Annotated in this window: 19 protein-coding genes and 1 pseudogene; 4 read left to right on the forward strand and 16 right to left on the reverse strand. The window is 39.4% G+C overall.

Going from position 1 to position 22906, the window contains the following annotated elements; genetic code table 11:
• Positions 1-10 precede the first annotated feature (10 nt).
• Positions 11-439, forward strand: coding sequence for a hypothetical protein (locus tag ABLB96_RS02190; RefSeq protein ID WP_348897364.1), 429 nt, complete (start codon positions 11-13; stop codon positions 437-439).
• Positions 440-459: 20 nt separating this feature from the next.
• Here the strand turns inward: ABLB96_RS02190 and ABLB96_RS02195 are convergent, their stop codons facing one another.
• The 3 genes and pseudogenes from ABLB96_RS02195 to ABLB96_RS02205 all read right to left on the reverse strand — a co-directional run bounded on the left by ABLB96_RS02195 (position 460) and on the right by ABLB96_RS02205 (position 2288).
• Positions 460-1515 (reverse strand): DNA cytosine methyltransferase, encoded by a 1056-nt coding sequence (locus tag ABLB96_RS02195; protein WP_348897363.1) that lies wholly within the window; start codon positions 1513-1515, stop codon positions 460-462.
• A gap of 63 nt (positions 1516-1578) precedes the next feature.
• Positions 1579-1769: pseudogene (locus ABLB96_RS02200) on the reverse strand (helix-turn-helix transcriptional regulator).
• A 234-nt stretch (positions 1770-2003) separates the two neighbouring features.
• A complete protein-coding gene (locus tag ABLB96_RS02205; RefSeq protein WP_348897362.1) occupies positions 2004-2288 on the reverse strand; it encodes a hypothetical protein in 285 nt (94 codons plus the stop codon).
• A gap of 1144 nt (positions 2289-3432) precedes the next feature.
• On the opposite strand from ABLB96_RS02205, the gene ABLB96_RS02210 reads away from it, so the two are divergent.
• Together ABLB96_RS02210 and ABLB96_RS02215 are read left to right on the forward strand one after the other, a co-directional pair.
• On the forward strand, positions 3433-4632 hold the full coding sequence (locus ABLB96_RS02210) for a hypothetical protein (RefSeq protein WP_348897361.1): 1200 nt from the start codon (positions 3433-3435) through the stop codon (positions 4630-4632).
• Positions 4633-4857: 225 nt separating this feature from the next.
• Positions 4858-5481: a LysE family translocator gene (locus tag ABLB96_RS02215; RefSeq protein WP_348897360.1), complete on the forward strand. Its 624-nt coding sequence runs from the start codon at positions 4858-4860 to the stop codon at positions 5479-5481.
• Here ABLB96_RS02215 and murI read toward each other — a convergent pair.
• From murI to hutC, 10 genes are all read right to left on the reverse strand, one after another.
• Positions 5468-6268, reverse strand: a complete 801-nt coding sequence (gene murI / locus ABLB96_RS02220) for a glutamate racemase (protein WP_348897359.1) — start codon at positions 6266-6268, stop codon at positions 5468-5470. The two genes, ABLB96_RS02215 and murI, sit on opposite strands and share 14 nt — an antisense overlap.
• Positions 6269-6291: 23 nt before the next feature.
• Positions 6292-6930, reverse strand: a complete 639-nt coding sequence (locus tag ABLB96_RS02225) for an HAD family hydrolase (protein ID WP_348897358.1) — start codon at positions 6928-6930, stop codon at positions 6292-6294.
• An 88-nt stretch (positions 6931-7018) separates the two neighbouring features.
• Positions 7019-8845 carry a DUF885 domain-containing protein gene (locus ABLB96_RS02230; RefSeq protein ID WP_348897357.1) on the reverse strand — a complete coding sequence of 609 codons (1827 nt, stop codon included), beginning with the start codon at positions 8843-8845 and terminating at the stop codon, positions 7019-7021.
• Between the two features lie 253 nt (positions 8846-9098).
• The gene (gene hutG, locus ABLB96_RS02235; RefSeq protein WP_348897356.1) at positions 9099-10019 is read right to left on the reverse strand and encodes a formimidoylglutamase; all 921 of its coding nucleotides are present in this window, start codon (positions 10017-10019) and stop codon (positions 9099-9101) included.
• A 10-nt stretch (positions 10020-10029) separates the two neighbouring features.
• Entirely contained in the window at positions 10030-11235 is a 1206-nt protein-coding gene (hutI, locus tag ABLB96_RS02240; RefSeq protein WP_348884410.1) for an imidazolonepropionase, read from the reverse strand.
• Between the two features lie 51 nt (positions 11236-11286).
• Positions 11287-12699 (reverse strand): amino acid permease, encoded by a 1413-nt coding sequence (locus ABLB96_RS02245; protein WP_348897354.1) that lies wholly within the window; start codon positions 12697-12699, stop codon positions 11287-11289.
• 64 nt (positions 12700-12763) lie between these two features.
• The gene (gene hutH, locus ABLB96_RS02250) at positions 12764-14302 is read right to left on the reverse strand and encodes a histidine ammonia-lyase (RefSeq protein ID WP_348897353.1); all 1539 of its coding nucleotides are present in this window, start codon (positions 14300-14302) and stop codon (positions 12764-12766) included.
• A gap of 87 nt (positions 14303-14389) precedes the next feature.
• Positions 14390-16066, reverse strand: a complete 1677-nt coding sequence (gene hutU, locus ABLB96_RS02255) for a urocanate hydratase (protein WP_002054061.1) — start codon at positions 16064-16066, stop codon at positions 14390-14392.
• Positions 16067-16317: 251 nt separating this feature from the next.
• Positions 16318-16893: a HutD family protein gene (locus tag ABLB96_RS02260; protein WP_348897352.1), complete on the reverse strand. Its 576-nt coding sequence runs from the start codon at positions 16891-16893 to the stop codon at positions 16318-16320.
• Positions 16890-17642, reverse strand: coding sequence for a histidine utilization repressor (gene hutC / locus ABLB96_RS02265; RefSeq protein ID WP_005066641.1), 753 nt, complete (start codon positions 17640-17642; stop codon positions 16890-16892). Before hutC ends, ABLB96_RS02260 begins: the two co-directional genes overlap by 4 nt.
• A gap of 353 nt (positions 17643-17995) precedes the next feature.
• Here hutC and ABLB96_RS02270 point away from each other — a divergent pair, with 353 nt between their 5' ends.
• Positions 17996-19108, forward strand: coding sequence for an acyltransferase (locus ABLB96_RS02270; RefSeq protein ID WP_348897351.1), 1113 nt, complete (start codon positions 17996-17998; stop codon positions 19106-19108).
• Between the two features lie 33 nt (positions 19109-19141).
• Here ABLB96_RS02270 and zigA read toward each other — a convergent pair whose 3' ends face one another.
• The 3 genes from zigA to ABLB96_RS02285 all read right to left on the reverse strand — a co-directional run bounded on the left by zigA (position 19142) and on the right by ABLB96_RS02285 (position 22783).
• Positions 19142-20407: a zinc metallochaperone GTPase ZigA gene (gene zigA, locus ABLB96_RS02275; protein WP_348897350.1), complete on the reverse strand. Its 1266-nt coding sequence runs from the start codon at positions 20405-20407 to the stop codon at positions 19142-19144.
• A 148-nt stretch (positions 20408-20555) separates the two neighbouring features.
• On the reverse strand, positions 20556-21236 hold the full coding sequence (locus tag ABLB96_RS02280; RefSeq protein ID WP_348897349.1) for a D-Ala-D-Ala carboxypeptidase family metallohydrolase: 681 nt from the start codon (positions 21234-21236) through the stop codon (positions 20556-20558).
• Between the two features lie 158 nt (positions 21237-21394).
• Entirely contained in the window at positions 21395-22783 is a 1389-nt protein-coding gene (locus ABLB96_RS02285; RefSeq protein WP_348897348.1) for an amino acid permease, read from the reverse strand.
• Positions 22784-22906: the final 123 nt, after the last annotated feature.

Here is a 22906-nt window from a genome sequence, read left to right on the forward strand (position 1 = left end):
AGCTTGTGATATGGTTCCAGCACAAGGAAATGATCCTCATCATATTAGGCTGACACCCCACAAGATTATTAAGGTCCTTGAACTATTCAAAGTAAGTAAACCAAGAGATGCCCTAAGAAATGCTTCTCACTCGAACTATATTTATATCTTAGATGGAAATAAGCCTCTATACTTATCGATTGTTACAAGTAGTCGACCATTACCAAGTATTGATTATCTTTTATTAAAGGATCAAAAAAATACTTTTACTAATCAACCAAATATTATTAACGGATATTTGATAAATAAAGATTCAACTACTGACAATCCTAATTTGGAAGAGATTGAACTTAAAGTTAAGTCCCAATTACGTACAGGATATGCTGAAAGATTTCAATCTGTAGCAGCACAATATACAGCTAGAATTGGGGTAGATTATTTCAATGAAAAGACTCTGTAAACGGATTAATAATTGATTTCTTAAACCTTTAATTCGGTTAGGTAGTGGTTCAGAATGGCTAAACCAAATTGTTTAGCCATTTCACAAGGTACAGCATTTCCAATCTGTCTAGAAGCCTCAACCACACTTCCCTTAAAGATAAAGTCTTGAGGAAACGTCTGTAACCGTGAAGCTTCTCTTACACTAATTGCACGATGCTGATTCGTATCTGGATGACCAAAACGTCCATTAGAATAACTATAGCAACGTGTTGTTAAGGTAGGAGCTGGCTTATCCCAACTCATACGACCATAAACATCCATATGCCCAGAATGTGTCTTATGGCATTCATTAATCAAATGTTCAGGCCAATGACGTCGATCCCCCCCTTCTGGAGTGTTCTGAATACGCTCTAGATTACGAGAATTCAACGTTGGACATCTATGCCACGGATCGTCAGGATGTATTCCACCAGCCTTAATTGGAGGAAAATCACCTATAAAGTCTTTAACTGTAAGGATTGATGGAAGTCCTTCACCATGTGTCCTTGGTGGAATTTCCATTTTTTTCGATTTACAAGCCAGTAAAACAAACCGCTTACGTTTTTGAGGAACGCCATATTCTTCAGATTTTGCGATGAATTCTGTAATCTTATATTTTTTAGATTCTAAAAAAGTGATGAACCGCTTGTAAGGGCCATCTTTTTCTTTATCGATTTTTTGAAGACCAGGAACATTTTCTACAAGAATATATTCAGGTTTTAATTTGCTGATAAACCGGTGTGTTTCATCTAATAATGTACGTCGAATATCATCTTCACTTTTTGATTTATTTTGTGTAGAGAATGGCTGACATGGGGCACATGCAACAAACAAAAGAGGTTCTTTTTCTCTGTTTTTCTCTTTAAAAGCTTTTGCTAATTCTTTTTCATCTAATTCTCTAATATCAACATTATAGAATAATGCCTCAGGGAAATTAGCCTGATATGTCTCAGCCGCCTTTATATCAAAATCGAGTCCAATAGTGATATCTAATCCAGCTTGACGTAGTCCTTCACTTGCCCCACCGCAACCAGAAAAGAAATCTATTACTTTCAAAACAACACCAAGTTATATATTTAAAAAATATGCCAAATCATAACAGAAGATACGTTTCTAAAATTATTTTGGAAATAAATCTTTTGCATCCAATTCTAATAAAGCTGCCAATTCATAAATTTTTTCTAAAGTAGGATTACCTCTCTTTCAATCCGTCCTAAATAACTACGAGCAATGTTACAGAGCAATGCCAATTGCTCTTGTGACATGTTTCTTTCTTTTCTATATTTGCGAACCAATTGCCTAAATTGAATAGTAAGTTCTTACATAAATATTCAAATGCTTAAAAAACAGAACTATCACTATTTGAGGACTATATCCACGGTCTATAACTCTCTACCGCTACACAGAGTTTTTACGTATAAGAAAAACCAGTTTGATAGCAAAGCCCCCCTAGGCCCCTATGTCACAACAGTCTTTTACTTTTGCGCTGATTTAAAGTTTGAGAGATCATTGCGACACAGAGATAAAGGAGCTAAGCGCAGGACTTAGCCCATTTTGGTTTTATGGCAGCGCCAAATGCTGCTGAGCAAGTTAGGGGCAAAGTCCTGTGGGAGAACAGGACTTTGCAAACTGGTGCGTTTTAAACGTTGTACGGTTTGAGGTGAATACACCTGCGTAAGCTGTTGGCAAATACAATCACAACTGGCTTGCATGCGTTCACCTGACAAACAAATTCTTTTAAATTCCTGCTGAGCATGGGCATCATCATGCGTAATTCCATAACCACCTATCACAAGGTTTAAAACCAATATAATTTTATAAAGTTTCATATTATTCTCATGATTATTTAAATCCTTAAATAAAATAAAAATATGATTTGCATAAATATTAAAATAATTTTTTAAATAAAAATTAATCCTCCAACAAAAATAGGAAAATAAAATAATTAAGATTTTAAAATAAAAATAATTTATAAATTTAAAAAATCAGGATATAGAAAACCCAAATTTTAAATAAATAAAATAGTTAAATAAGAGAGAAAATGAGTTTAAATTGTGGCATGGCCAACTCCTTAAAAATGGAGTCCTACCACCAAATCACCGTCAATTGATTAGGGTGGTAGAACGAAAGAGGGTTAGCAGACTGACCTAGCGACCAGCACGCGCGTACGCGTCCCCCTTCCGCCCTACCATAGAGAAAAAGGGGGCACAAAGGTTCCACACGGGGAATACTTAGGAAAGTATAACCCGCTACGCTAGGGACGGTCTGCTAAAACCGGCTGGCAATGTAGGCCAGCAACGAGATAATAATCGGTGATTTTAAGTACGTCAATTTATTTTAATAAAAAAGTTTAAATATAATAATTTAATTAATACTTAAATAATATTATCCATTTTATTATATTTATGACTTTTAATTAAATTTAAAATATAAACTTTGGTTGCATCTATATTTATTAAATAAAATAGACTGATCATTAATTCTAATTTAATAGTTTATATAAATACATCTAAGATGAAGACAATTTAAATATATAAAATATCTTATAGAAAAAGCCCTTACTCCCTAAGTTGATAAGCCAACATCTGTTCCCACCCTTTCAAGCGCTTATTTTTCTATAGCTTTTACTGTAAATACGCACCTAACAAAGAGAAAGGCCATCAACATGTTGCTATATTGCTTAGTACAGATGTTGACCAGCAGCCTAACTTGGTTAAATCAGTAACAGTTAATGAATTTAAAAGTATATTTGGCTTTTTTATTGAATTTATAAAGCTCTAAAACATAGTAGCTCCCTTTTATTAAGACATTCTAATAAATATAAATAATTCAATATGTTATATACAAAAACCAACAAAAACATTTGGATTTATACATGAAAAGTTATGGTATAAATCACGCTTCGAAATTTGCCTAATAACTATAAATTTCGACTATTACAAAACACTTTCTAATTATAAGGAACGACTAATCATGGCTAATGGATTCCCAACTGGAAACTTTAGAATCGTTAACAAAGAAACAGGTGCGTGTATTTCAAGTTTGTACGGTGGTCAAACCGATGGTGTACACACGGTAACTAGACGTGGTGAAACGGGTCATTTTGCATATTCTCATACAAATGACCGAAAATTTACGGTACATGATAAGGTTAAAAACATAGACGAAGAGCTTTGGTATTTTGATAGCCACGAATATCGCAGTGGGCGAGAGAATAAGCTATTCAACAAAGTTAAAGATATCCGATCTAGTTGGGTACTCGGTGCTTACGTTAAAACAAAAGTGATTGGATCTAAACTGAAAGACCACGATTTAGAACATTTTGTTAGTCTTTTACCCAAGCAAGATGAAGAAACACTAGCTCATTTAAGAACCAATGATGGTCTGGATATTATTCGCTTATTAGAAAAATTTATTGATATTAACGGCGAAGAAACCATTAAATCGGAGCTTGTGGGTAAGCTTGATAATAAAAAATTTGATGAATATTTAAATCCAGTCCTCGCTCATGCATCAATTCGTAGCATTGAGCAAAAGTTCTATAAACTTGCTTCCGCTCCTTGGCTACGTTTAAATATTCCTGATTTTAAAGGTATTCCTGAAATTGATGAACAACTCTATAAGATCATTTTTGCCTCTGTGCAATTAGATGTCTTGGATCTTAAAGATGGGCATCGAGATTCTGTGTTCCGATTGTATTTTCACCATTACGATATCAATGAACTTCTAAAAAAAATTAAAAAAGAGCAACTTGAGGCACTACGAGTAAAAGCATGGACAGAGCTTCAAGATGTAGAAGACTCTCAAAAAGAAGCCGTAAAAATTATTCTAGAGCTTAGAAAAACGCTAGATTTACATACTGATGAAAAAAATATGAATACGGCCCAAAAAATTTTGCAGACAGGTTTAAAGTCAAATGAGTCTTTTGAACAACTGCAAACAGCGTTAAAAAGTACAAAGCGTAAAGAATTACAAGCAGTTCATTCGCATAGTGGCGATATTTTCTTGCAAGGAGCTGGCCGCCAGTACCAAACTAGTTGGGCATTTGAAGATGGCTATATTTTTGTAGAAGGCCAACCAGATGCAGTACTGACACATCTCTGGGGTTCATCTGTAGGTATTAGTCAACGATCTAATGATCCAAGACAGCGCTGGGAACTTAAAAGAGCTTAATCTAAGGCGCTCTAGCTTAGGTTTAGTCATTAAAACCTTTAGACAGTGACGCGAAAAGCTAAATAAGTTTATTTGCAATCATCCAAAGAATTTAAAATTATTCTTTGGATGATTTTGAGTTTTATCGCCATAAATCTGATTATAAAATTGAAATAGTCATAAATTTCATATACTTTAAATTGCTTAAAATTCACTCAAAAATAGTAACAATAAGATAGGCAAAACATGATTTCTTTAGAGCTGTTCATTACATTTTTAATGACTACAATTATTTTTGCTTATATTCCGGGTCCAGCCATGCTGTATACCGCTGCACAAACGCTTTCCCGCGGTAGAAAATCGGGTTTAATGGCAGCATTTGGGATTTTTTTAGGAGGCTGTTTTCATATCATTGCCGCCTCTTTAGGCTTAACGACCATCTTTCAAATTATTCCAAAACTCTATGATATTATTAAAATTTTAGGTGCTTTGTATTTAGTTTGGTTAGGTATTAAATTAATTAGATCGTCCTCTACCCCAACTATTCAGCAAAATGTTGAAAATGGTCAGTTATCTTTAAGGCAGAGCATACTGGTCGAAGTGTTAAACCCTAAAACCGCTATTTTTTATATCGCATTTTTACCTCAATTTATTAATACCTCATTCGATTTTCCAGTTTGGTCTCAATTCATCATTTTAGGGCTAATTGTGAATCTGATCTTTGTATCTGCCGATGTGGTTTGTGTGTTTTTAGCCAATTATATTAGCCAAAAATTAACTAAATCGAACAAGCCCCAAAAATCTATGTCCGTGATGGGTGGACTCATTTTTATGGGGCTTGGCGTTTTTCTGGGCTTTAAAAACCAGTAGTTTCTACAGGTAAACGTTTACCTAACAAAGAAAAAGTAACATCCGCAACTTCCAACGGGTCTGAACTGGTCCAAATAATATGATTTCCCTCATTTGGACTGTCAGAACTTAAATGATATTGATTGAGCTGCCGAATTAATTGCGCTGTTACAGCTTCCGAAGGCTCAATAATTTGAATATCATCACCTACAATTTCCTGAATCGTATCCGAGACAAACGGATAGTGTGTGCATCCTAAAATAATTGTATCCACTTTTTGTTCGACCAACGGCGCCAAAATATTTTCTAAATAATCCTTAACTTCCGCGGTATGTGCTTTGCCCGTTTCGATTTTTTCGGCTAAGCCAATACAAGGCACCAAAGACACTTTGATATTTTGTGCATAAGTTTCGATTAAACTTTTTAAGTTTTTACCCTTCACCGTGGTGGCAGTTGCCAAAACAGCAATATGCTTGCTCATGGTCATTGCCACAGCAGGTTTTACCGCTGGTTCTATCGCTATAAGTGGCACATTAATTTGCGCTCTAATGGTTTCAATCGCTACAGCCGTCATGGTGTTACAAGCAATCACGATCGCTTTGCATTTGCCATGATTAACGAGGTTTGAAATTAAATGCGTGGTTCGTGAAACAATCCAGCCACTTTCTCTATCGCCATAAGGCACGTATTTCGAGTCTGCAAAATAGATAATATCTTCATTCGGAAGCGCCTGCCGAATATGCTTAAACAGAGACAGCCCGCCTAAACCAGAATCAATCATTCCAATCGGGTTGTTATTGTTATTCATGGTTTTTCCTACATTTGATGTCTTTAGAAAAATTCGTTCATGGTTGCCAAGTCTGTGAGCACGACTTTAGGCTGAATGGTTTTTAATTTTTCAGCCGATGTATAGCCCCAACCTACCGCAGCAAAATCAATACCTGCTTTATGCGCGGCTTCACCGTCAGTGGTTTGGTCGCCGACATAAATGGCTTGGTTTTTACTTAAGTCCAAAATGTTAAGAACATGTTTTATTCGCTTCGCTTTGCCAAATATAGACGAGCCACCATCAATATGGCTAAAAAGCTCACAGAGTTCTTTACCTAGTACATTTTGACAGTTTTCTTTAGAGTTTGAAGTAATAATTGCGAGCGTATAACCCCGCTTATGCAGTTCAATTAAATGGTCGCGCATGCCTTCAAACAGATGAATTTCTTCATCTCTTTCTTTCATTAACCGAATAAAATCTTTCGCAATCCAAGGCAGTTTCCACCTAGAGACATTCATCTCTTTCATAATTTCTTTAGGCGTGAGTTGTTTGTAGTAATCAACTTCATGCTGTTCAACGGACTTAAATTTGTATTTGGAAGAAAGTTGATTTAAAACGCCCAGAAAAAAGTTAAAGGAGTCGACTAAAGTGCCATCTAAATCAAAAATAATAGCCTGATATTCTTTTAGGTTTTTGTCCATTTTCAAGTTCGAAAATATATTTTTTATGATTATATTCTGTTTTTAAATCAGGCCCAACGAGGACCTGACCTAAATTTTGAATTTTATTTTACGCTGCCGCTTTTTGTTCCTTTATCCAATTTTTAATACGGGCATCGAGTATATTTAAAGGCAAGGTTCCTGCGTTTAAGATCATGTCGTGGAAGGCTTTTATGTCAAAACGATTTCCAAGCTCATGTTTCGCAAGCTCCCGTAGCTCTAAAATTTTGAGTTGTCCCATTTTGTATGCCAATGCTTGGGCAGGAATAGCAATATAGCGGTCTGCCTCTGCCTGAATATCAGGTTCATCTAAAGCTGAGTGTTCTCGCATAAAATCAATCATTTGCTGACGAGTCCACTTTTTATAGTGCACGCCAGTATCAACCACTAACCGACAAGCGCGGAATAACTCACTCGATAGTCGTCCATAGTCCGAAAGCGGGTCTTTATAAAAACCAACATCTTTACCCAATTGCTCTGCGTAAAGTGCCCATCCTTCAATATAAGCGGTGTGGTTGGGCTGCTTACGGAACATCGGCAAATTTGGCAGGTTTTGGGCAATATCAATCTGCATATGGTGCCCGGGAATGGCTTCATGGTAAGCGGTCGCTTCCATTGATATTTTGGAACGTTCAGAGAAGTCCCCAGTATTTACATATACTTGTCCGGGGCGTGAGCCATCAGGTGTTCCTTGGTGATACTCGGCACCTGCCGCTTCTTTTTCTCGATATTGCTCTACAGGTAAAACTTCGACTTTATTTTTGGGCAATAAACCAAACAGCTTCGGCAACTCTGGTTGCATTTGGGCGATATATCCGCGATAAATCTCTAAAATTTCTTCACGAGATTTTGGGAAAACCGCAGGATTTGTTTTTAAGGATTGTTGGAAACTTTTTAAGTCATTGAAACCTTGTGCTTTGGCAATTTTCAGCATTTCCGCTTCTATACGGGCAACTTCTTTTAACCCCAATTGATGAATATTTTCAGGGCTTTCCAAGGTGGTCGTATTATTTTCTACATAATAGCGATAAAGCTCATCACCGTTTGGCAAGCTCCATATCCCCTCATGCTGTCGCCCATGGGGTAAGTAGTCTTTCTGAATAAACGTACCTAGTTTTTGATAAGCGGGGCGAACTTGCTGATCTATGGCTTGTAGTATTTCACGACTTAAACGTTCTTGTTCTGCTTTCGAAATGTTTTTTGGAAATTGCTTTAATGGCGAAGCAAAAACACTATCCTTCCCTGCTGGCGTTGCAATGCTATTAATCTGCTTTGCCACCTTTTCAATTAAATACTTGGGTGGCATCAAGCCATCTTTTTGTCCTTGTTTCGCTAACTCAATACCTTGATCAAGAATAAGAGGGATTTGTTTTAAACGAGCAATATAGTCTTGGTATTGTTTAGTATTATTAAATGGAATCGAACTAATAAATCCCGGAAATTGTAAATGCAGCCCCCACATTTGATTGAAAGGCATCTCATAGAGTTTCAAATCATAACTTTTTAGTGTCTCTTTCAACTGATAAATCATTAAGTCTTTATTTAATTGATCAGTTGCTGAAAACCCTGTGCTATCAATTGCTTCAAAACGTTTTAAAAAATTTTGAGTAGTTTTTTTATCTTTCTCGATCTGATTTTTTGAAACCTCGGTCCAACGATTGTTGTAGCGTAAATCGCCTAATGTCGTTGCAGTTTCAGGATTATTTTTCAAAGTATATTCCCACTGTTCTTGTAAAAGCTGGTTTAAAGCTTTCACCCGAACAGAGACATTACTGTTTGGTTTAGATTGTGATTTTTCGATGGTATTTGTATTTATTTCGGGGCTTGCAGCATCAGACGAATGAGACATCCAAAATAAAACACTGATACAAGCAAAATGTAAGGTTCTGTTTTTCATTTAATTATCCAGACATATTTAATGAAGTTTAAAATATAGACAAAACAAATTACGTGCCAAGCAGCCTATAAAATAGTGTAAAAATCGAGTATTTTTTTAACTCAATGATTTTATAAATTAATTTTCTTTTGAATTAAATTATTTATAGTTGCTATCTATATTCCGTATCTGACTTTAAGGGTTTGGAAACTTAAAAAAAAGCGCACGTGAGCGATCACAGTGCACTTTTCATTTTTACATTAAAAATTGTTTCTTAAGAAAACAAATATTGATAAACAATATATGCAGCCAGTTTTGCTGTTCTATTGTCTAAATCAAATTTTGGATTGCACTCGGCAATATCTAAAAGTTTGATTTTTCCAGTCTCTTGAATATGCTTAAAAATTGCTTCAAAAGTGGCTAAATCAATGCCTTTTACAGCAGGTGCACTGACTCCCGGTGCAACCGCAGCCGCAAAGACATCTAAGTCAATCGTAACGTACAAACAGTCTACTTTTTCAATAAAAGCATCCACCGCTGCAAGCACGTTTGGTAGGTTAAAAATATTAACCTCATGATCTCTTAAATATGAGCAATTTAAAGCATCGGCGGTATCAAACAAAACTTTAGTATTGGCATGGTTAGCAACCCCAATACATAAGTAATTAAATTGTTTTTGATACTCTTCTGAAAGTCGAGCCGCTTGTAAAAAAGGTGTTCCAGAAGTGGCATGCTCTGCTTCACGCAAATCAAAATGGGCATCGAAATTAATAATACCTATTTTTTTATCTGGCGCGTTGGCTTGTACATATTGGAATAGACCGCTAAAGCTACCAAAAGCGACTTCATGTCCACCGCCTAATACAACAGGTTTTAGGCCATGTTGCAGGCTATTTGCAACTTGTTCCGCTAACTCAGTTTGTGCTTGCTCTAAGTTCTCATATTCACAAGTCACTGTACCCAAATCGACAATACTGACTGGGCGATGAATCGGTAAGTTAGCCAATTGTGTGCGAATCGCATCTGGCGCATCGGCAGCACCGACGCGGCCTTTGTTACGTTTCACGCCTTCATCAGAGCTAAAGCCAATCAGGGCAAATTCGGCATGTTGGTTTTTATTCACAATATGATGGATACGTTGGTGTGCTTCACCCTCGCCATCATGTCGGCCTTGCCATTTAAATGTGTGATTCATATGACACCGTTTAAAAAATAACTTCTTGTCCATGCTGAACCACTCGCTTAGGCAAATCTCCGCCAAGCCAGTAAACAATTTCAGATGGATGCTCAATATCCCAAGCCACAAAGTCAGCGACTTTACCTTGCTCTAAACTACCGTGCGTTTGCTCTAAACCAAGCGCTTGTGCCGCATGAATGGTGACACCCGCTAATGCTTGCTCAGGCGTTAAACGGAATAACGTACTGCCCATATTCAGCATTAAACGCACAGAAAGTGCCGGAGATGTACCCGGATTTAAATCACTCGACAGCGCAATACGCACGCCATGTTTAATGAGGCTTTCAATTGGGGGGTATTGTGTTTCACGCAATAAATAAAAGGCACCCGGTAGTAACACAGCAACCGTGCCCGACTCTGCCATCGCTTTGACATCGTCTTCGGTCATGTACTCTAAATGGTCAGCCGACAAAGCATGATAACGTGCTGCCAAGCTTGAACCGCCTAGCGATGAAAGCTGTTCAGCATGAAGCTTAACGGGTAAACCCAATGATTGTGCTGTTTTAAAAACACGTTCAACCTGAGCTGGTGAAAAGGCTAAATGCTCACAGAAAGCATCCACTGCATCGACCAAACCTTCAGCATGCAATTTAGGCAGCATTTCTGTACAGATATGCTCGATATAAGCATCGCTTTGGTCTTTGTATTCTGGTGGTAAAGCATGAGCAGCCAAACAGGTGCTTTTGACCGTCATTGGTAATTTTTCACCAATTTGACGGATCACACGCAGCATTTTGCGCTCATTTTCGTAGTTAAGTCCGTAGCCAGACTTAATTTCGATGGTCGTTACACCATCTTGCTGCATACAGCGAATACGTTTTAATGCTGAGTTCAGTAATTGTTCTTCGCTGGCTTCTCGGGTTGCACGTACTGTACTTGCAATACCGCCACCGCTCGCCGCAATTTCAGCATAACTTACGCCTTCTAAGCGCTTTTCAAACTCAACGCTACGGTTGCCACCAAAAACACTATGCGTATGACAGTCGATGAACCCTGGGGTTACCCAAGCTCCATTTAAGTCAACTGTTTCGGAATAAGTGTCGGCAGGAAGTTGTTGTTGTTTTCCAATCCAGTGGATGAGATGCCCTTCGGTAACAATCGCAGCATCTTCGATATAAGAATATTGCCCATTTTGCATGGTGGCAATATGGCAGTTCTGCCAAAGTTTTTTCATTAGCCTATCCTCGAAACTGCCCAACAGTAAAACCATTGGGCAGTTGATTTGTTAGCTTTCCATTTCTATGTTTTGCTGGACAGGCTCACTTTCCTTTCCCAAGCTTTGCTCCGGCTTTACCCAAATGCGATACGCAATGGTTAACAGAGCAAGCCATGCCGCACCTACATAAATTGCAGGACGCGAGTCTGGGAAGTAACCCATCATCACTAAAATGAACACCATAAACCCGATTGCGAAAGCAGGAGCATATGGCCAGCCAAATACAGGGAAATCCAGTGCCTTAATTTCAGCAGTAGATAATTTACGGCGCATTGCCACTTGCGAAAGCAAGATCATGAGCCATACCCAAACGGTTGCAAACGTTGCAATTGATGCAATGATGACAAATACATTTTCAGGAATCAGGTAGTTCAACACTACGCCAATTAACAGCACGCCAGCCATAACCACAACAGTCATCCATGGCACACCATTACGTGATAATTTTTGGAAAATTCGAGGTGCTTGACCACGATTTGCCATACCGTACAACATACGGCCGGCACCAAACACATCACTGTTAATTGCTGAAATTGCAGCAGTTACCACCACAACGTTTAGAATATTTGCAGCAGATTTAATGCCTAAGTTTTCAAAAATTTGTACAAACGGACTGCCTTGGCTACCAATCTGGTTCCATGGGAAAATCGACATAAGTACAAAAATAGTGAGTACATAGAACAGTAAAATACGTACTGGAACGGCATTAATTGCTTTTGGTAAGGTGGTTTTCGGGTCTTGTGACTCACCTGCGGTTAAACCAATAATCTCGATACCGCCAAAGGCAAACACAACTACAGATAAACATCCAATCAAACCTGCAATACCATGCGGCATGAAACCGTCATAAATCCATAGGTTTTGAATTCCCGGTACAACACTGCTGTGGTCAACGTGGAAGCCGTAGAACATGAGACCTAAGCCACCTAAAATCATGGCAACAATGGCACTGACTTTGACAATTGAAAGCCAAAATTCAAGTTCACCAAAGACTTTTACATGAATAAGGTTAATCGCGCCTAAGAACATGATCAGAGACAAAATCCAGATCCACCGCGGCACATCGGGATACCAGAACCCCATATAAATACCAAACGCAGTGACATCGGCAATTGCAACGATCACCATCTCAAAAACATAAGTCCAACCTGTGGTAAAACCAGCCAACGGGCCAATGTACTGAGATGCATAGTGGCTGAATGAGCCAGAGACAGGGTTATGGACAGCCATCTCACCCAGTGCGCGCATAACGATATAAATTGCAATCCCTGCAACGATATACGCGAGTAATACTGAAGGCCCTGCCATTTTAATGGCAGTTGCCGATCCATAGAAAAGCCCAGTTCCAATTGCTGAGCCCAATGCCAAGAAACGAATATGGCGGGTGTTTAAGCCCCGCTGTAGTGTGGAGTTTTGTGACATTTTAATCTCCAATCCTTGAGGAAATTTAGTTGGATTCGGTCACTCCATGTGACCGTTTTATCAATCACACTTCAGATAAACTAGGGAGCAGTTTTGGAATGAGTAACTTGTTTAGGCAACCACTCGCAAGCAATTCGCTAGCCTGTTCAATATCAGGAGCAAAGAAACGATCTTCGCTGTAGTAAGGAACTTGATCGCGCAAGATTTTACGAGCTTGTTCAAGTTTAGGCGAGCTTTTTAAACCTTCACGGAAGTCTAAACCCTGACAAGCGCCTAACCATTCAACAGCTAAAATGCCACGAACGTTGTCAGCCATATACCAAAGTCGCTTACCAGCATTCGGAGCCATTGATACATGGTCTTCCTGATTGGCAGATGTTGGTAAACTATCAACACTTGCAGGATGTGCTAGTGCCTTATTATCGCTCGCAAGTGCTGCTGCTGTCACTTGTGCAATCATAAAGCCTGAGTTAACCCCACCATTTGCCACCAAGAACGGTGGAAGTTGTGACATGTGGCGGTCCATCATCATCGAAATACGACGTTCTGACAGTGAGCCAATTTCTGCAATTGCCAATGCTAAATTATCGGCCGCCATTGCAACAGGTTCCGCGTGGAAGTTACCACCAGAAATCACGTCGCCTTGTTCAGCAAAAACAAGCGGGTTATCCGATACAGCATTTGCTTCAATTGCTAATACTTCAGCCGCCTGACGGATTTGGGTTAAACATGCACCCATCACCTGTGGTTGGCAACGTAAAGAATATGGGTCTTGAACTTTGCTACAGTCTTCGTGTGAATGTGCAATTTCACTTGAGTCTGTTAATAGGTCACGATACGCCGCAGCCACATCAATTTGACCACGTTGACCACGTACTTCGTGAATACGCGCATCGAATGGTGCACGTGAACCCAGCATTGCTTCAACGCTTAAGCCACCACAAACCGTTGCAGCAGCAAATAAATCTTCAGCTTCAAACAAGCCACGTAACGCATAAGCCGTTGAAACTTGTGTACCGTTTAAAAGTGCCAAACCTTCTTTAGCTGCTAAAGAAATCGGTTCTAAACCTGCAACTTTTAAAGCTTCAACTGCTGGTAACCATTCACCTTTATAACGTGCTTTACCTTCACCAAGTAAAACTAAAGACATGTGTGCAAGTGGTGCTAAGTCACCTGATGCACCTACTGAACCTTTCAGTGGAATGTGCGGATAAACTTCGGCATTAATTAAAGCCAACAAAGCATCAATCACTTTACGACGAATACCCGAGAAACCTCGCGCCAAGCTGTTTGCTTTTAACAAAATAATTAAGCGAACCATTGCATCATCAAGTGCTTCACCCACACCTGCTGCATGCGAAAGAACTAATGAACGCTGTAATTTTTCTAAGTCTTCAGGCGCAATCTTGGTCGAAGCAAGCAAGCCAAAGCCCGTATTAATACCGTAAGCTGTACGTCCTTCATTTACAATTTTCTCAACACAAGCCACGCTCGCGTTAATTGCAGATGAAGCACTTTCATCTAATTTCACTTTAATTGGATTGAGGTAAGCTTGACGTAAATCGGCTAAGGTCAGTTTTCCCGGTTGGATCAATAATTCCATGTTGGCTTCCTAATTTTTTGCACTATATTCTGCTGAGACGGTGCTTTTCACAATTGCAAAAAGCACCGCTTGTTCTTCCATGTATTTTTATTGCGTGATCATTGGCAAGTGTAAGCCTTGCTCTTTCGCACAGTTGATCGCAATTTCATAACCTGCATCGGCATGACGCATAACACCTGTTGCAGGGTCATTGGTGAGTACGCGAGCAATACGTGCAGCAGCTTCATCTGTACCATCACACACAATCACAACGCCTGAGTGTTGAGAGAAGCCCATACCTACACCGCCACCGTGGTGTAAAGACACCCAAGTTGCGCCGCCTGCTGTATTGAGCAATGCGTTTAATAAAGGCCAGTCTGATACTGCGTCTGAGCCATCTTGCATTGCTTCAGTTTCACGGTTTGGACTTGCAACCGAACCTGAGTCTAAATGGTCACGACCAATCACAACTGGTGCAGACAATTCACCGCTACGAACCATTTCGTTAAACGCCAAACCAAGTTTTGCACGTAAGCCTAAACCTACCCAGCAAATACGCGCTGGTAAACCTTGGAAGCTAATGCGTTCACGCGCCATGTCTAACCAGTGATGTAAATGCTCATCATCAGGAATTAATTCTTTAACTTTGGCATCTGTTTTATAAATGTCTTCTGGGTCACCAGAAAGCGCTGCCCAACGGAATGGACCAATACCACGACAGAACAATGGACGGATGTATGCAGGTACGAAGCCTGGGAAATCAAAAGCGTTTGCTACGCCTTCATCTTTCGCCATTTGACGGATATTGTTGCCATAGTCAAATGTTGGAACACCCATTTTTTGGAAATCAAGCATTGCTTGTACGTGCTTCGCCATTGACTGTTTTGCAGCTTTTACCACAGCTTCCGGTTCAGTTTTCGCACGTTCACGGTATTCATCCCAAGTCCAGCCGACTGGTAAGTAACCGTTAAGTGGATCGTGTGCACTTGTTTGGTCAGTCACCATGTCTGGACGTACACCACGGCGAACAAGCTCAGGTAAAATTTCAGCAGCATTGCCATGAAGCGCAATTGAAATTGCTTTGCCTTCTTTTGTATAGCGGTCAATACGCGCTAAAGCGTCGTCTAAATCAGTCGCTTGTTCATCTACATAACGGGTACGTAAACGGAAATCGATACTTGCTTGTTGGCATTCAATGTTTAAAGAACACGCACCTGCAAGTGTTGCAGCTAAAGGCTGAGCACCACCCATACCACCTAAACCGGCAGTAAGCACCCAACGACCTTTTAAGTCACCGTTGTAGTGTTGGCGGCCTGCTTCAACGAAAGTTTCATAAGTACCTTGTACGATACCTTGGCTACCAATGTAGATCCATGAACCCGCTGTCATTTGACCGTACATAGCCAAAGCTTTTGCGTCTAACTCGTTGAAGTGTTCCCAGTTTGCCCAGTGTGGCACAAGGTTTGAGTTTGCAATTAAAACACGAGGTGCATCTTTATGAGTTTTAAATACACCTACTGGTTTGCCTGATTGAACTAATAAAGTTTCGTCAGTTTCAAGATTTTTTAGCGTATCTACAATTTTGTCGAAACATTCCCAGTTTCGTGCTGCACGACCAATACCGCCGTATACAACCAACTCTTTCGGGTTTTCTGCAACGTCCGGATCAAGGTTATTCATCAACATACGTAATGGGGCTTCAGTTAACCAACTCTTAGCCGTTAATTCAGTGCCACGTGGTGCACGAATTTCTACATCACGAAATTTTGTTGTCGTTGTTGTCACAGTCGGACTCCTTCCTTTGAGCTTACATCAGCAGAACATCACTTGTTTCTGCATTTGTATAGTAATGTATTAACTTGTATATACATCCATATACTACACAAATATTTTTCGGCGTGAAGAGGGTTGCTCATATTTTTTTGAAAAAATTGAATAAGCTTATGAATTAAATTAATTTATTTTTATATTCTGCATAAAAAAAGCACATATCTTTTCACTCGATATGTGCTGTTTAATATGCCAATTACTTCGCTTTAACGTTGAATTAACTCAATAACATAGCAACTTTGGCGTTGTTTTTTTGAAAAATTGATTGAGGTCACACCAGCATTTTTTTCAATTTTTAGCGTCTCGTGAGCAGCAAGTTGAAAGAGATCACCCTCAACGCTTACTTGTGTCTCACCACCCTGATTAAAAATAAAAATCAGGTCTGCCGAGCTGATAAATGCCTGCTCCGTGGCCTCATTCAACCACTGAAAACGAGCATGAAACTTTGCAGGGTCATAAATTAAATTTAAATCTCGAATTGCCCCATCGACCAGTTCACTTTGAACCTGACTCTCACCATGAAAAGCAAAAATATCACCTTGGTTTAGCGTTTTGGCAGGCAGATCATCGACATGCAATACCATGCCCTGTCCATCAAGTATGCTAATAATGCGCTGCTTATTGGGAAATAACGAAAATGGCCCAGAAGTGGTCACATCTGCCATCGAAATGCGCCACTCAAAGTCAGCCTCACCTTGGCTTCGCGCAATTTCTAAAGTGAAACCTGCACCGTTTTTCCAAAGCATTTTTGTATATTGATCGGCCCTGATCAATTCAATCATGGATTAAATTTCCCTTCGAGATAATAGCGGCTACCCGGATAAATTAGACGTGCGCTTGAGATCAACTGCTTGTTTGACCATGTACGGCGACGGATGAGTAAACACGGCTCAGCTTTAGTAATTTTCAACCATTTACACTCTTGAGGAGATGCTAAAACAGCCTCGACAATGTGCTCGCCTTCTGACACTGGTGCTTTTGCCATGAGGTAAGCATTCGGCGTAATGGTTTTAAAATCTTGTTGTAGATAATCTGGGATCAGTGCTGCGTCAACTAAACGATCTTCGACTTGAACAGGGACATCATTTTCATAATGCACAATAATCGAGTGAAATAATCTTTGCCCTTCACGAGTCTGCATTAACACGCTTTGCTCTGCATTTGCATAAATTTGTTCTAAGACTAAAACTTCAGCGTGGTGCTTATGGTTTCGTGCAATAATCTCATCGGCAATATTATTAATTTGAAAAAGTGCAGTTCGGCCTTGCCCTTCAGCAACGAATGAGCCAACGCCCTGAATACGAACGAGTAAACCCTCGGTCGTTAACTCACGAAGCGCACGGTTGACCGTCATGCGGCTACAGCCAAGTTGATTGACCAACTCACTCTCCGAAGGAATTTTTTTATTTACAGCCCACGAGCCTTCATAAATTTTTTGTGAAATCAGTTGTTTTACGCGTTGATATAAAGGAACTGGACTATCAGCTTCAATCGAAAGCTCAGCATGTTCTTGTTTTGATGTTCTGGGCATAACAAATACTCAAAAAGGCAGCAGGCAAAATGGTATTTTAGTTGACATGCTATGTATATACAACTACATACAACATGTTAATTGATGAATTAAATAGATTTTAAAAAGTTTAAAAAATAAACATAGCTCAATAAGAGCTAATTTAAAGTTTTATGTAGAGAAATTCAAATATATAAGGCTTTTATCAATATTTATTTAACAGTTGTCTCTGCTATGTCTTTATTCAATTCAACCATTTGAAAAAACATTCATTTTTTAATTTACGAAATGATGCTTAAAATTTTTATTTAAAATAACCGATCAATAGTATTCTTCTGCCACACAGTATATTAATAAAGCTGGAAGCACATCGAATGCGTAATTATAAAATAGATATTCTTCGAGGAATGTCTATCCTATTGGTTCTTTTACATCATTTTAATATTCCCTATAAACTTAAAGATACATGGTTAGGTTTTGATTTCTTAGGTGAAGCATTTAGCACAGTCATCGCAAGAAACGGAAATTATGGCGTCACCATGTTTTTTGTGATTTCGGGGTTTTTAATTACCCATCACACTTTAAAACGAGACAAACAATTCTCCGCAATTAACCTCAAACATTTTTATATCCGACGGGCAGCGCGTATTTTACCGTGTCTGGTATTACTGATTTTAGGGGTAAGTATACTCGGTTCATTTGACTTAAAACCCTTTATGAACCAAGCACCCAATGGCATTGAGGTCTCTTATCCTTTAACCATTTTTGCGGCTTTAACCTTCTGGATGAATATCCTGATTATTAAATTCGGCTGGATAAACTACGCTTTGGGCGTGTTGTGGTCGCTCTCTGTAGAAGAAGTTTTTTACTTTGTGTTTCCATTATTGTGCCTCTTCACACGTAGTAATAAAGTCTTTATTGCGGTGCTCATTGGAGTGATTTTATACGGGCCTTATTTTAGGTCTCTACATTTTGGCGAAGAAAGCGGTGCCTATTTATATCATTATTTTTCAAGCTTTGATGGTATAGCTGTCGGCTGTCTAACTGCTATTTTTTCTTATACTTATCGACCAGATTGGACTTATAAAAAACCTCTGTCTTGGTTGCTTATTTTGAGTATGACCGCTTTATATTTATATGCGCCAATTAAAGAAGTCAGTACATGGGGAATTAGCCTATTTGCTTTTGCTACAGGTCTACTCATTTTGTGTTTTCAGCATCCTTCCGAAACACAAGCGCATAACCTATTGACCAAAGTAATGGTCTGGTTGGGGAAACGAAGTTATGAAACTTATTTGTTTCATCTGGTGGTGCTTGGTCTTATAAAGGTTGCCTTTATTCCGGCTCAAACCGACGCTAGCATCAAAATCATGCTTTTAATGGGCTACTTGGTTCTGACTTTTATCATCAGTGCGGTAATTGAAAAATATTATTCCACCCCACTCAATAACTACATTCGAAAGCTTTTTATTAAAGATAAAACATAAAAATAAGCCCCTTTTAAATAGGGGCTTATTTCATTAAGCGATCAACATGGTTTCATCGTCTTGCTTAAAAGGATTCGACCATCTCTGCCAAGCTTGTGGCCCTAAAGCCATTTCTTCGTCGTTTAACAAACAATGATCTAAGCGTTGTATTAAAGCTTGCTCATCCATTTGCATACCAATTAAAACCAGTTCCTGACGCGCATCACCTGTGCGAGCGTCCCAATCTTTCTTAATTTGTTCAATGCTGGCTAAGTCACTCGGCCAGTCTTCTTCTGCAACAGCCGCCCACCAATAACCTGCTAAACCATGTCGAGCCATCGCACCCGCTTGTGACCATGAATAAGCCAATGTCGGTTCGGCAGCCAACCAGAAAAAGCCTTTAGAACGCACGACTCCCGGCCATTCAGCCTGTACCAAATCATAAAAACGCTCTGGATGGAAAGGTCGGCGTGCGCGGTAAACAAAGCTACTAATGCCATACTCTTCAGTCTCTGGCGTATGCTCACCACGTAATTCTTTTAACCAGCCCGGTGCTTGTGCCGCTTCATCAAAATCGAATAGCTGTGTATTTAAAATTTTATCTAAAGCGATCTTTCCAAACTGAGCAATTTCAATTCGGGCACGCGGGTTAAGCGTTTTTAAAATTGCAATGAGCTGGTCTTGCTGAGCCTGATCAATCAAATCAATTTTATTCAGCAGAATCACATCACAAAACTCGATCTGATCAATCAGAAGGTCAACCACAGTTCTTTCATCTTGCTCACCTAAGGACTCGCCACGTTGTTGCAGGGAATCAATTGAACTGTAATCTTTCAGAAAGTTAAACGCATCGACTACCGTGACCATGGTGTCGAGTCGAGCGAATTCATTGAGAGAGTTTCCATTTTCATCTTCAAAGGTAAAGGTTTCTGCAACAGGCAGTGGTTCTGAAATACCCGTCGACTCAATCACCAATTGATCAAAGCGCCCTTCATCGGCTAAGCGTCTCACCTCAACCAGTAAATCTTCTCGTAATGTACAGCAGATACAGCCATTGCTCATTTCAACCAGTTTTTCATCCGTTCTTGAAAGCTCTGCCCCACCTTCGCGTACTAATGCCGCATCAATGTTTACCTCAGACATATCATTAACAATCACGGCAATACGGCGGCCTTCGCGATTATTTAAAATATGGTTGAGTAAGGTGGTCTTTCCTGCACCTAAAAACCCCGATAAAACAGTGACAGGAAGCTTAGCAAATGAGTTGGCGTTTGCAGTGTGCATGGCTTGATCTCTTTGAATATTATTTAAACTGATCATGGCTGGCCATCTAAATATGGCCAGATCACAGGCGTAATCTATTTCTAAACCACAATAATGTTATGTTATAACATAACTATTGATCAAGTTTTTATTCAGCCTTTATTTAAGCCAACTCAGTTAGTCGTTGAAAAAATTGCTTTTATAGTCACTGACAAATTGAGGTTTTATAGTGATGGTCAGGTCCCCATGATCGAAAGCCTTGGCTATCAATATGAATTTGTCCCGAAGCATAAACACCCAGCCCCATGTTAAGTGCTTGCCCTTTGGTTTCCCAAAACTGACAAAGCTTGGTTTTGGTTTGTTGGATATTGAGCTGGTCTAAATCACTTGGTTGTTCTGGTCCAATCCGAAAATCAAGCGCTGCATTAAACACATGGCGAGATGCGTCAGCACCACCTGCACAGCGGTTTAAAGATAAAGCCCGATAAGCCGATGTCACTTCAAAATCATTAATTACGCCATCGTCAACTAATGCTTTTAAAATACTAAGCGTCGGAACAATGTTGGACCAAATCTCGCGTGGCGGCACCGCATAAGGCTCGACTCCACATTTTTGCCAATCTCTGGCCGAACGTAATAACTCATAATCTGGCACTAAATTGGCAAGCCCTTTTTGCTTAAGAAATTGCTTATAAGCTTGCACAGACTGGCCATGATCTGCGGTTGCGATCCAAGCGGTATAATCTTCGGGTTGTTGTTTTATTCTCTCTACTGTTTTAGAGGGTTTAGGCAAAGAATGATGATGTTTAGAGGCCGTTGGCTTTGGTGTTTGAGTCGTACATGCCGCAAGAGAAAGTAAGATTAAACCTAAATAGTAATGTTTCATAAATATGTTGTTCCTCCCCCAACATCGGGAAGCCTTAGTTATTCATTTAAGAGATGTTATAATATAACAATTACAAAGTCCTTTCATTTCTGTTGTAAATTTTAAAAATAAAAAAGGACGTATCAATACGTCCTTTTTAGCTTCCAACTCAAACCTGATTACATATCAGCTTCTAAAGCATGTACAGGCTGCTCAGCTTTTAACTTACGGCGTTTAAATTGGTAAGCCACCATCAAACACAAAATCCATCCTGGAATCATCATGACCGCCACACGCATATCTGGTGTTAGCGACATCACAACTAAAATTCCGAGCATGAACACCATGCAAAGATAGTTGCTAAATGGGTACATGAAGCTTGGGAATTTCGTCGTTTGACCTTGGCGCATCATAAATTTACGGAATTTTAAATGTGTCCATGAAATTACAACCCAGTTAATTACAATCGCTGCAACCACCAACATCATGAGCAAGCCAAATGCTTTTTCAGGGAAAATGTAATTTAACAACACACATAAAATAGTGACTGCCGCAGAAAGGATTACTGCATTGGTTGGAATACCGCGTTTATTAATATGTGCAAATACTTTTGGTGCATTGCCTTGCTGAGCAAGACCTAACAACATACGGCTACTGCAATAACTTGTACCGTTATAAACTGATACCGCAGCAGTCAAAATTACGAAGTTGAGTAAAGTCGCAACACCTTGGCTGTCTAAAGAAGCAAATACCATTACAAAAGGACTGCCGCCTTGTGCCATTTGATTCCACGGAAATAATGCGAATAAAACAAAAAGTGTCGCAATATAGAAAATCAAAATACGATAGATAATCTGATTTACTGCTTTAGGTAAGGTTTTGTCTGGGTCACGTGCTTCAGCTGCAGTAATACCAAAAAGCTCAATACCGCCAAAGGCAAAAACAATGACTGCCATGGCCATAACCAAACCTTTAATGCCATATGGGAAGAAACCACCAAGTGCCCAAAGATTGGAAATGCTGGCTTGTGGCCCTGCTGTACCGGTTGCAAGTAAATATGAACCGAAAGCGATCATAGCTAAAATGGCTAAGATTTTGACAATGGAAAACCAAAATTCCATTTCACCAAAAAATTTAACGTGCAGTAAATTGATACCGTTAATGAGAATAAAGAACGTTAGCGCAGATGCCCACGTTGGGATTTGTGGCCACCAATATTGGATATACAGACCAATTGCGCTGAGTTCTGCCATACAGACAAGGACATTGAGTACCCAATAGTTCCATCCTGACATAAAGCCTGCAAAAGGCCCCCAATATTTGTAAGCAAAATGGCTAAAAGACCCACTTACTGGTTCTTCCACCACCATTTCACCGAGCTGACGCATCATTAAAAAAGCAATAAATCCTGCAATCGCGTAACCCAAGATTACCGACGGACCTGCCAATTTAATCGATTGTGATATACCAAGAAATAGCCCTGTACCAATCGCTCCACCCAATGCAATGAGCTGGATGTGGCGATTACTCAAACCATGTTTCAGGTTTCCTTGCTCTTGTGTTGACATATGATTATTCTCATCCTTGTCACGTAATTTTTTTCCACTAAATTACGTATATCATAAATTGATCAGATTTTCATAGAGATTGATGAAAAAATAATTGCGTTACTTTTCTCACAACCGCGCATG

This window comes from Acinetobacter sp. XH1741 (genome assembly GCF_041021895.1).
Classification (GTDB): Bacteria; Pseudomonadota; Gammaproteobacteria; order Pseudomonadales; family Moraxellaceae; genus Acinetobacter.

Bases quoted from the DNA above. Each gene is read 5' to 3' on its own strand.
- ABLB96_RS02280 (WP_348897349.1), bottom strand. From the start codon at position 21,236: ATGAAACATTACTATTTAGGTTTAATCTTACTTTCTCTTGCGGCATGT.
- hutH (WP_348897353.1), bottom strand. From the start codon at position 14,302: ATGGAATTATTGATCCAACCGGGAAAACTGACCTTAGCCGATTTACGT.
- hutC (WP_005066641.1), bottom strand. From the start codon at position 17,642: ATGCCCAGAACATCAAAACAAGAACATGCTGAGCTTTCGATTGAAGCT.
- ABLB96_RS02285 (WP_348897348.1), bottom strand. From the start codon at position 22,783: ATGTCAACACAAGAGCAAGGAAACCTGAAACATGGTTTGAGTAATCGC.
- zigA (WP_348897350.1), bottom strand. From the start codon at position 20,407: ATGATCAGTTTAAATAATATTCAAAGAGATCAAGCCATGCACACTGCA.
- ABLB96_RS02225 (WP_348897358.1), bottom strand. From the start codon at position 6,930: ATGGACAAAAACCTAAAAGAATATCAGGCTATTATTTTTGATTTAGAT.
- ABLB96_RS02230 (WP_348897357.1), bottom strand. From the start codon at position 8,845: ATGAAAAACAGAACCTTACATTTTGCTTGTATCAGTGTTTTATTTTGG.
- hutG (WP_348897356.1), bottom strand. From the start codon at position 10,019: ATGAATCACACATTTAAATGGCAAGGCCGACATGATGGCGAGGGTGAA.
- ABLB96_RS02210 (WP_348897361.1), top strand. From the start codon at position 3,433: ATGGCTAATGGATTCCCAACTGGAAACTTTAGAATCGTTAACAAAGAA.
- ABLB96_RS02270 (WP_348897351.1), top strand. From the start codon at position 17,996: ATGCGTAATTATAAAATAGATATTCTTCGAGGAATGTCTATCCTATTG.
- ABLB96_RS02205 (WP_348897362.1), bottom strand. From the start codon at position 2,288: ATGAAACTTTATAAAATTATATTGGTTTTAAACCTTGTGATAGGTGGT.
- ABLB96_RS02245 (WP_348897354.1), bottom strand. From the start codon at position 12,699: ATGTCACAAAACTCCACACTACAGCGGGGCTTAAACACCCGCCATATT.
- murI (WP_348897359.1), bottom strand. From the start codon at position 6,268: ATGAATAACAATAACAACCCGATTGGAATGATTGATTCTGGTTTAGGC.
- hutI (WP_348884410.1), bottom strand. From the start codon at position 11,235: ATGAAAAAACTTTGGCAGAACTGCCATATTGCCACCATGCAAAATGGG.
- ABLB96_RS02215 (WP_348897360.1), top strand. From the start codon at position 4,858: ATGATTTCTTTAGAGCTGTTCATTACATTTTTAATGACTACAATTATT.
- ABLB96_RS02190 (WP_348897364.1), top strand. From the start codon at position 11: ATGGTTCCAGCACAAGGAAATGATCCTCATCATATTAGGCTGACACCC.
- ABLB96_RS02260 (WP_348897352.1), bottom strand. From the start codon at position 16,893: ATGATTGAATTGATCAGGGCCGATCAATATACAAAAATGCTTTGGAAA.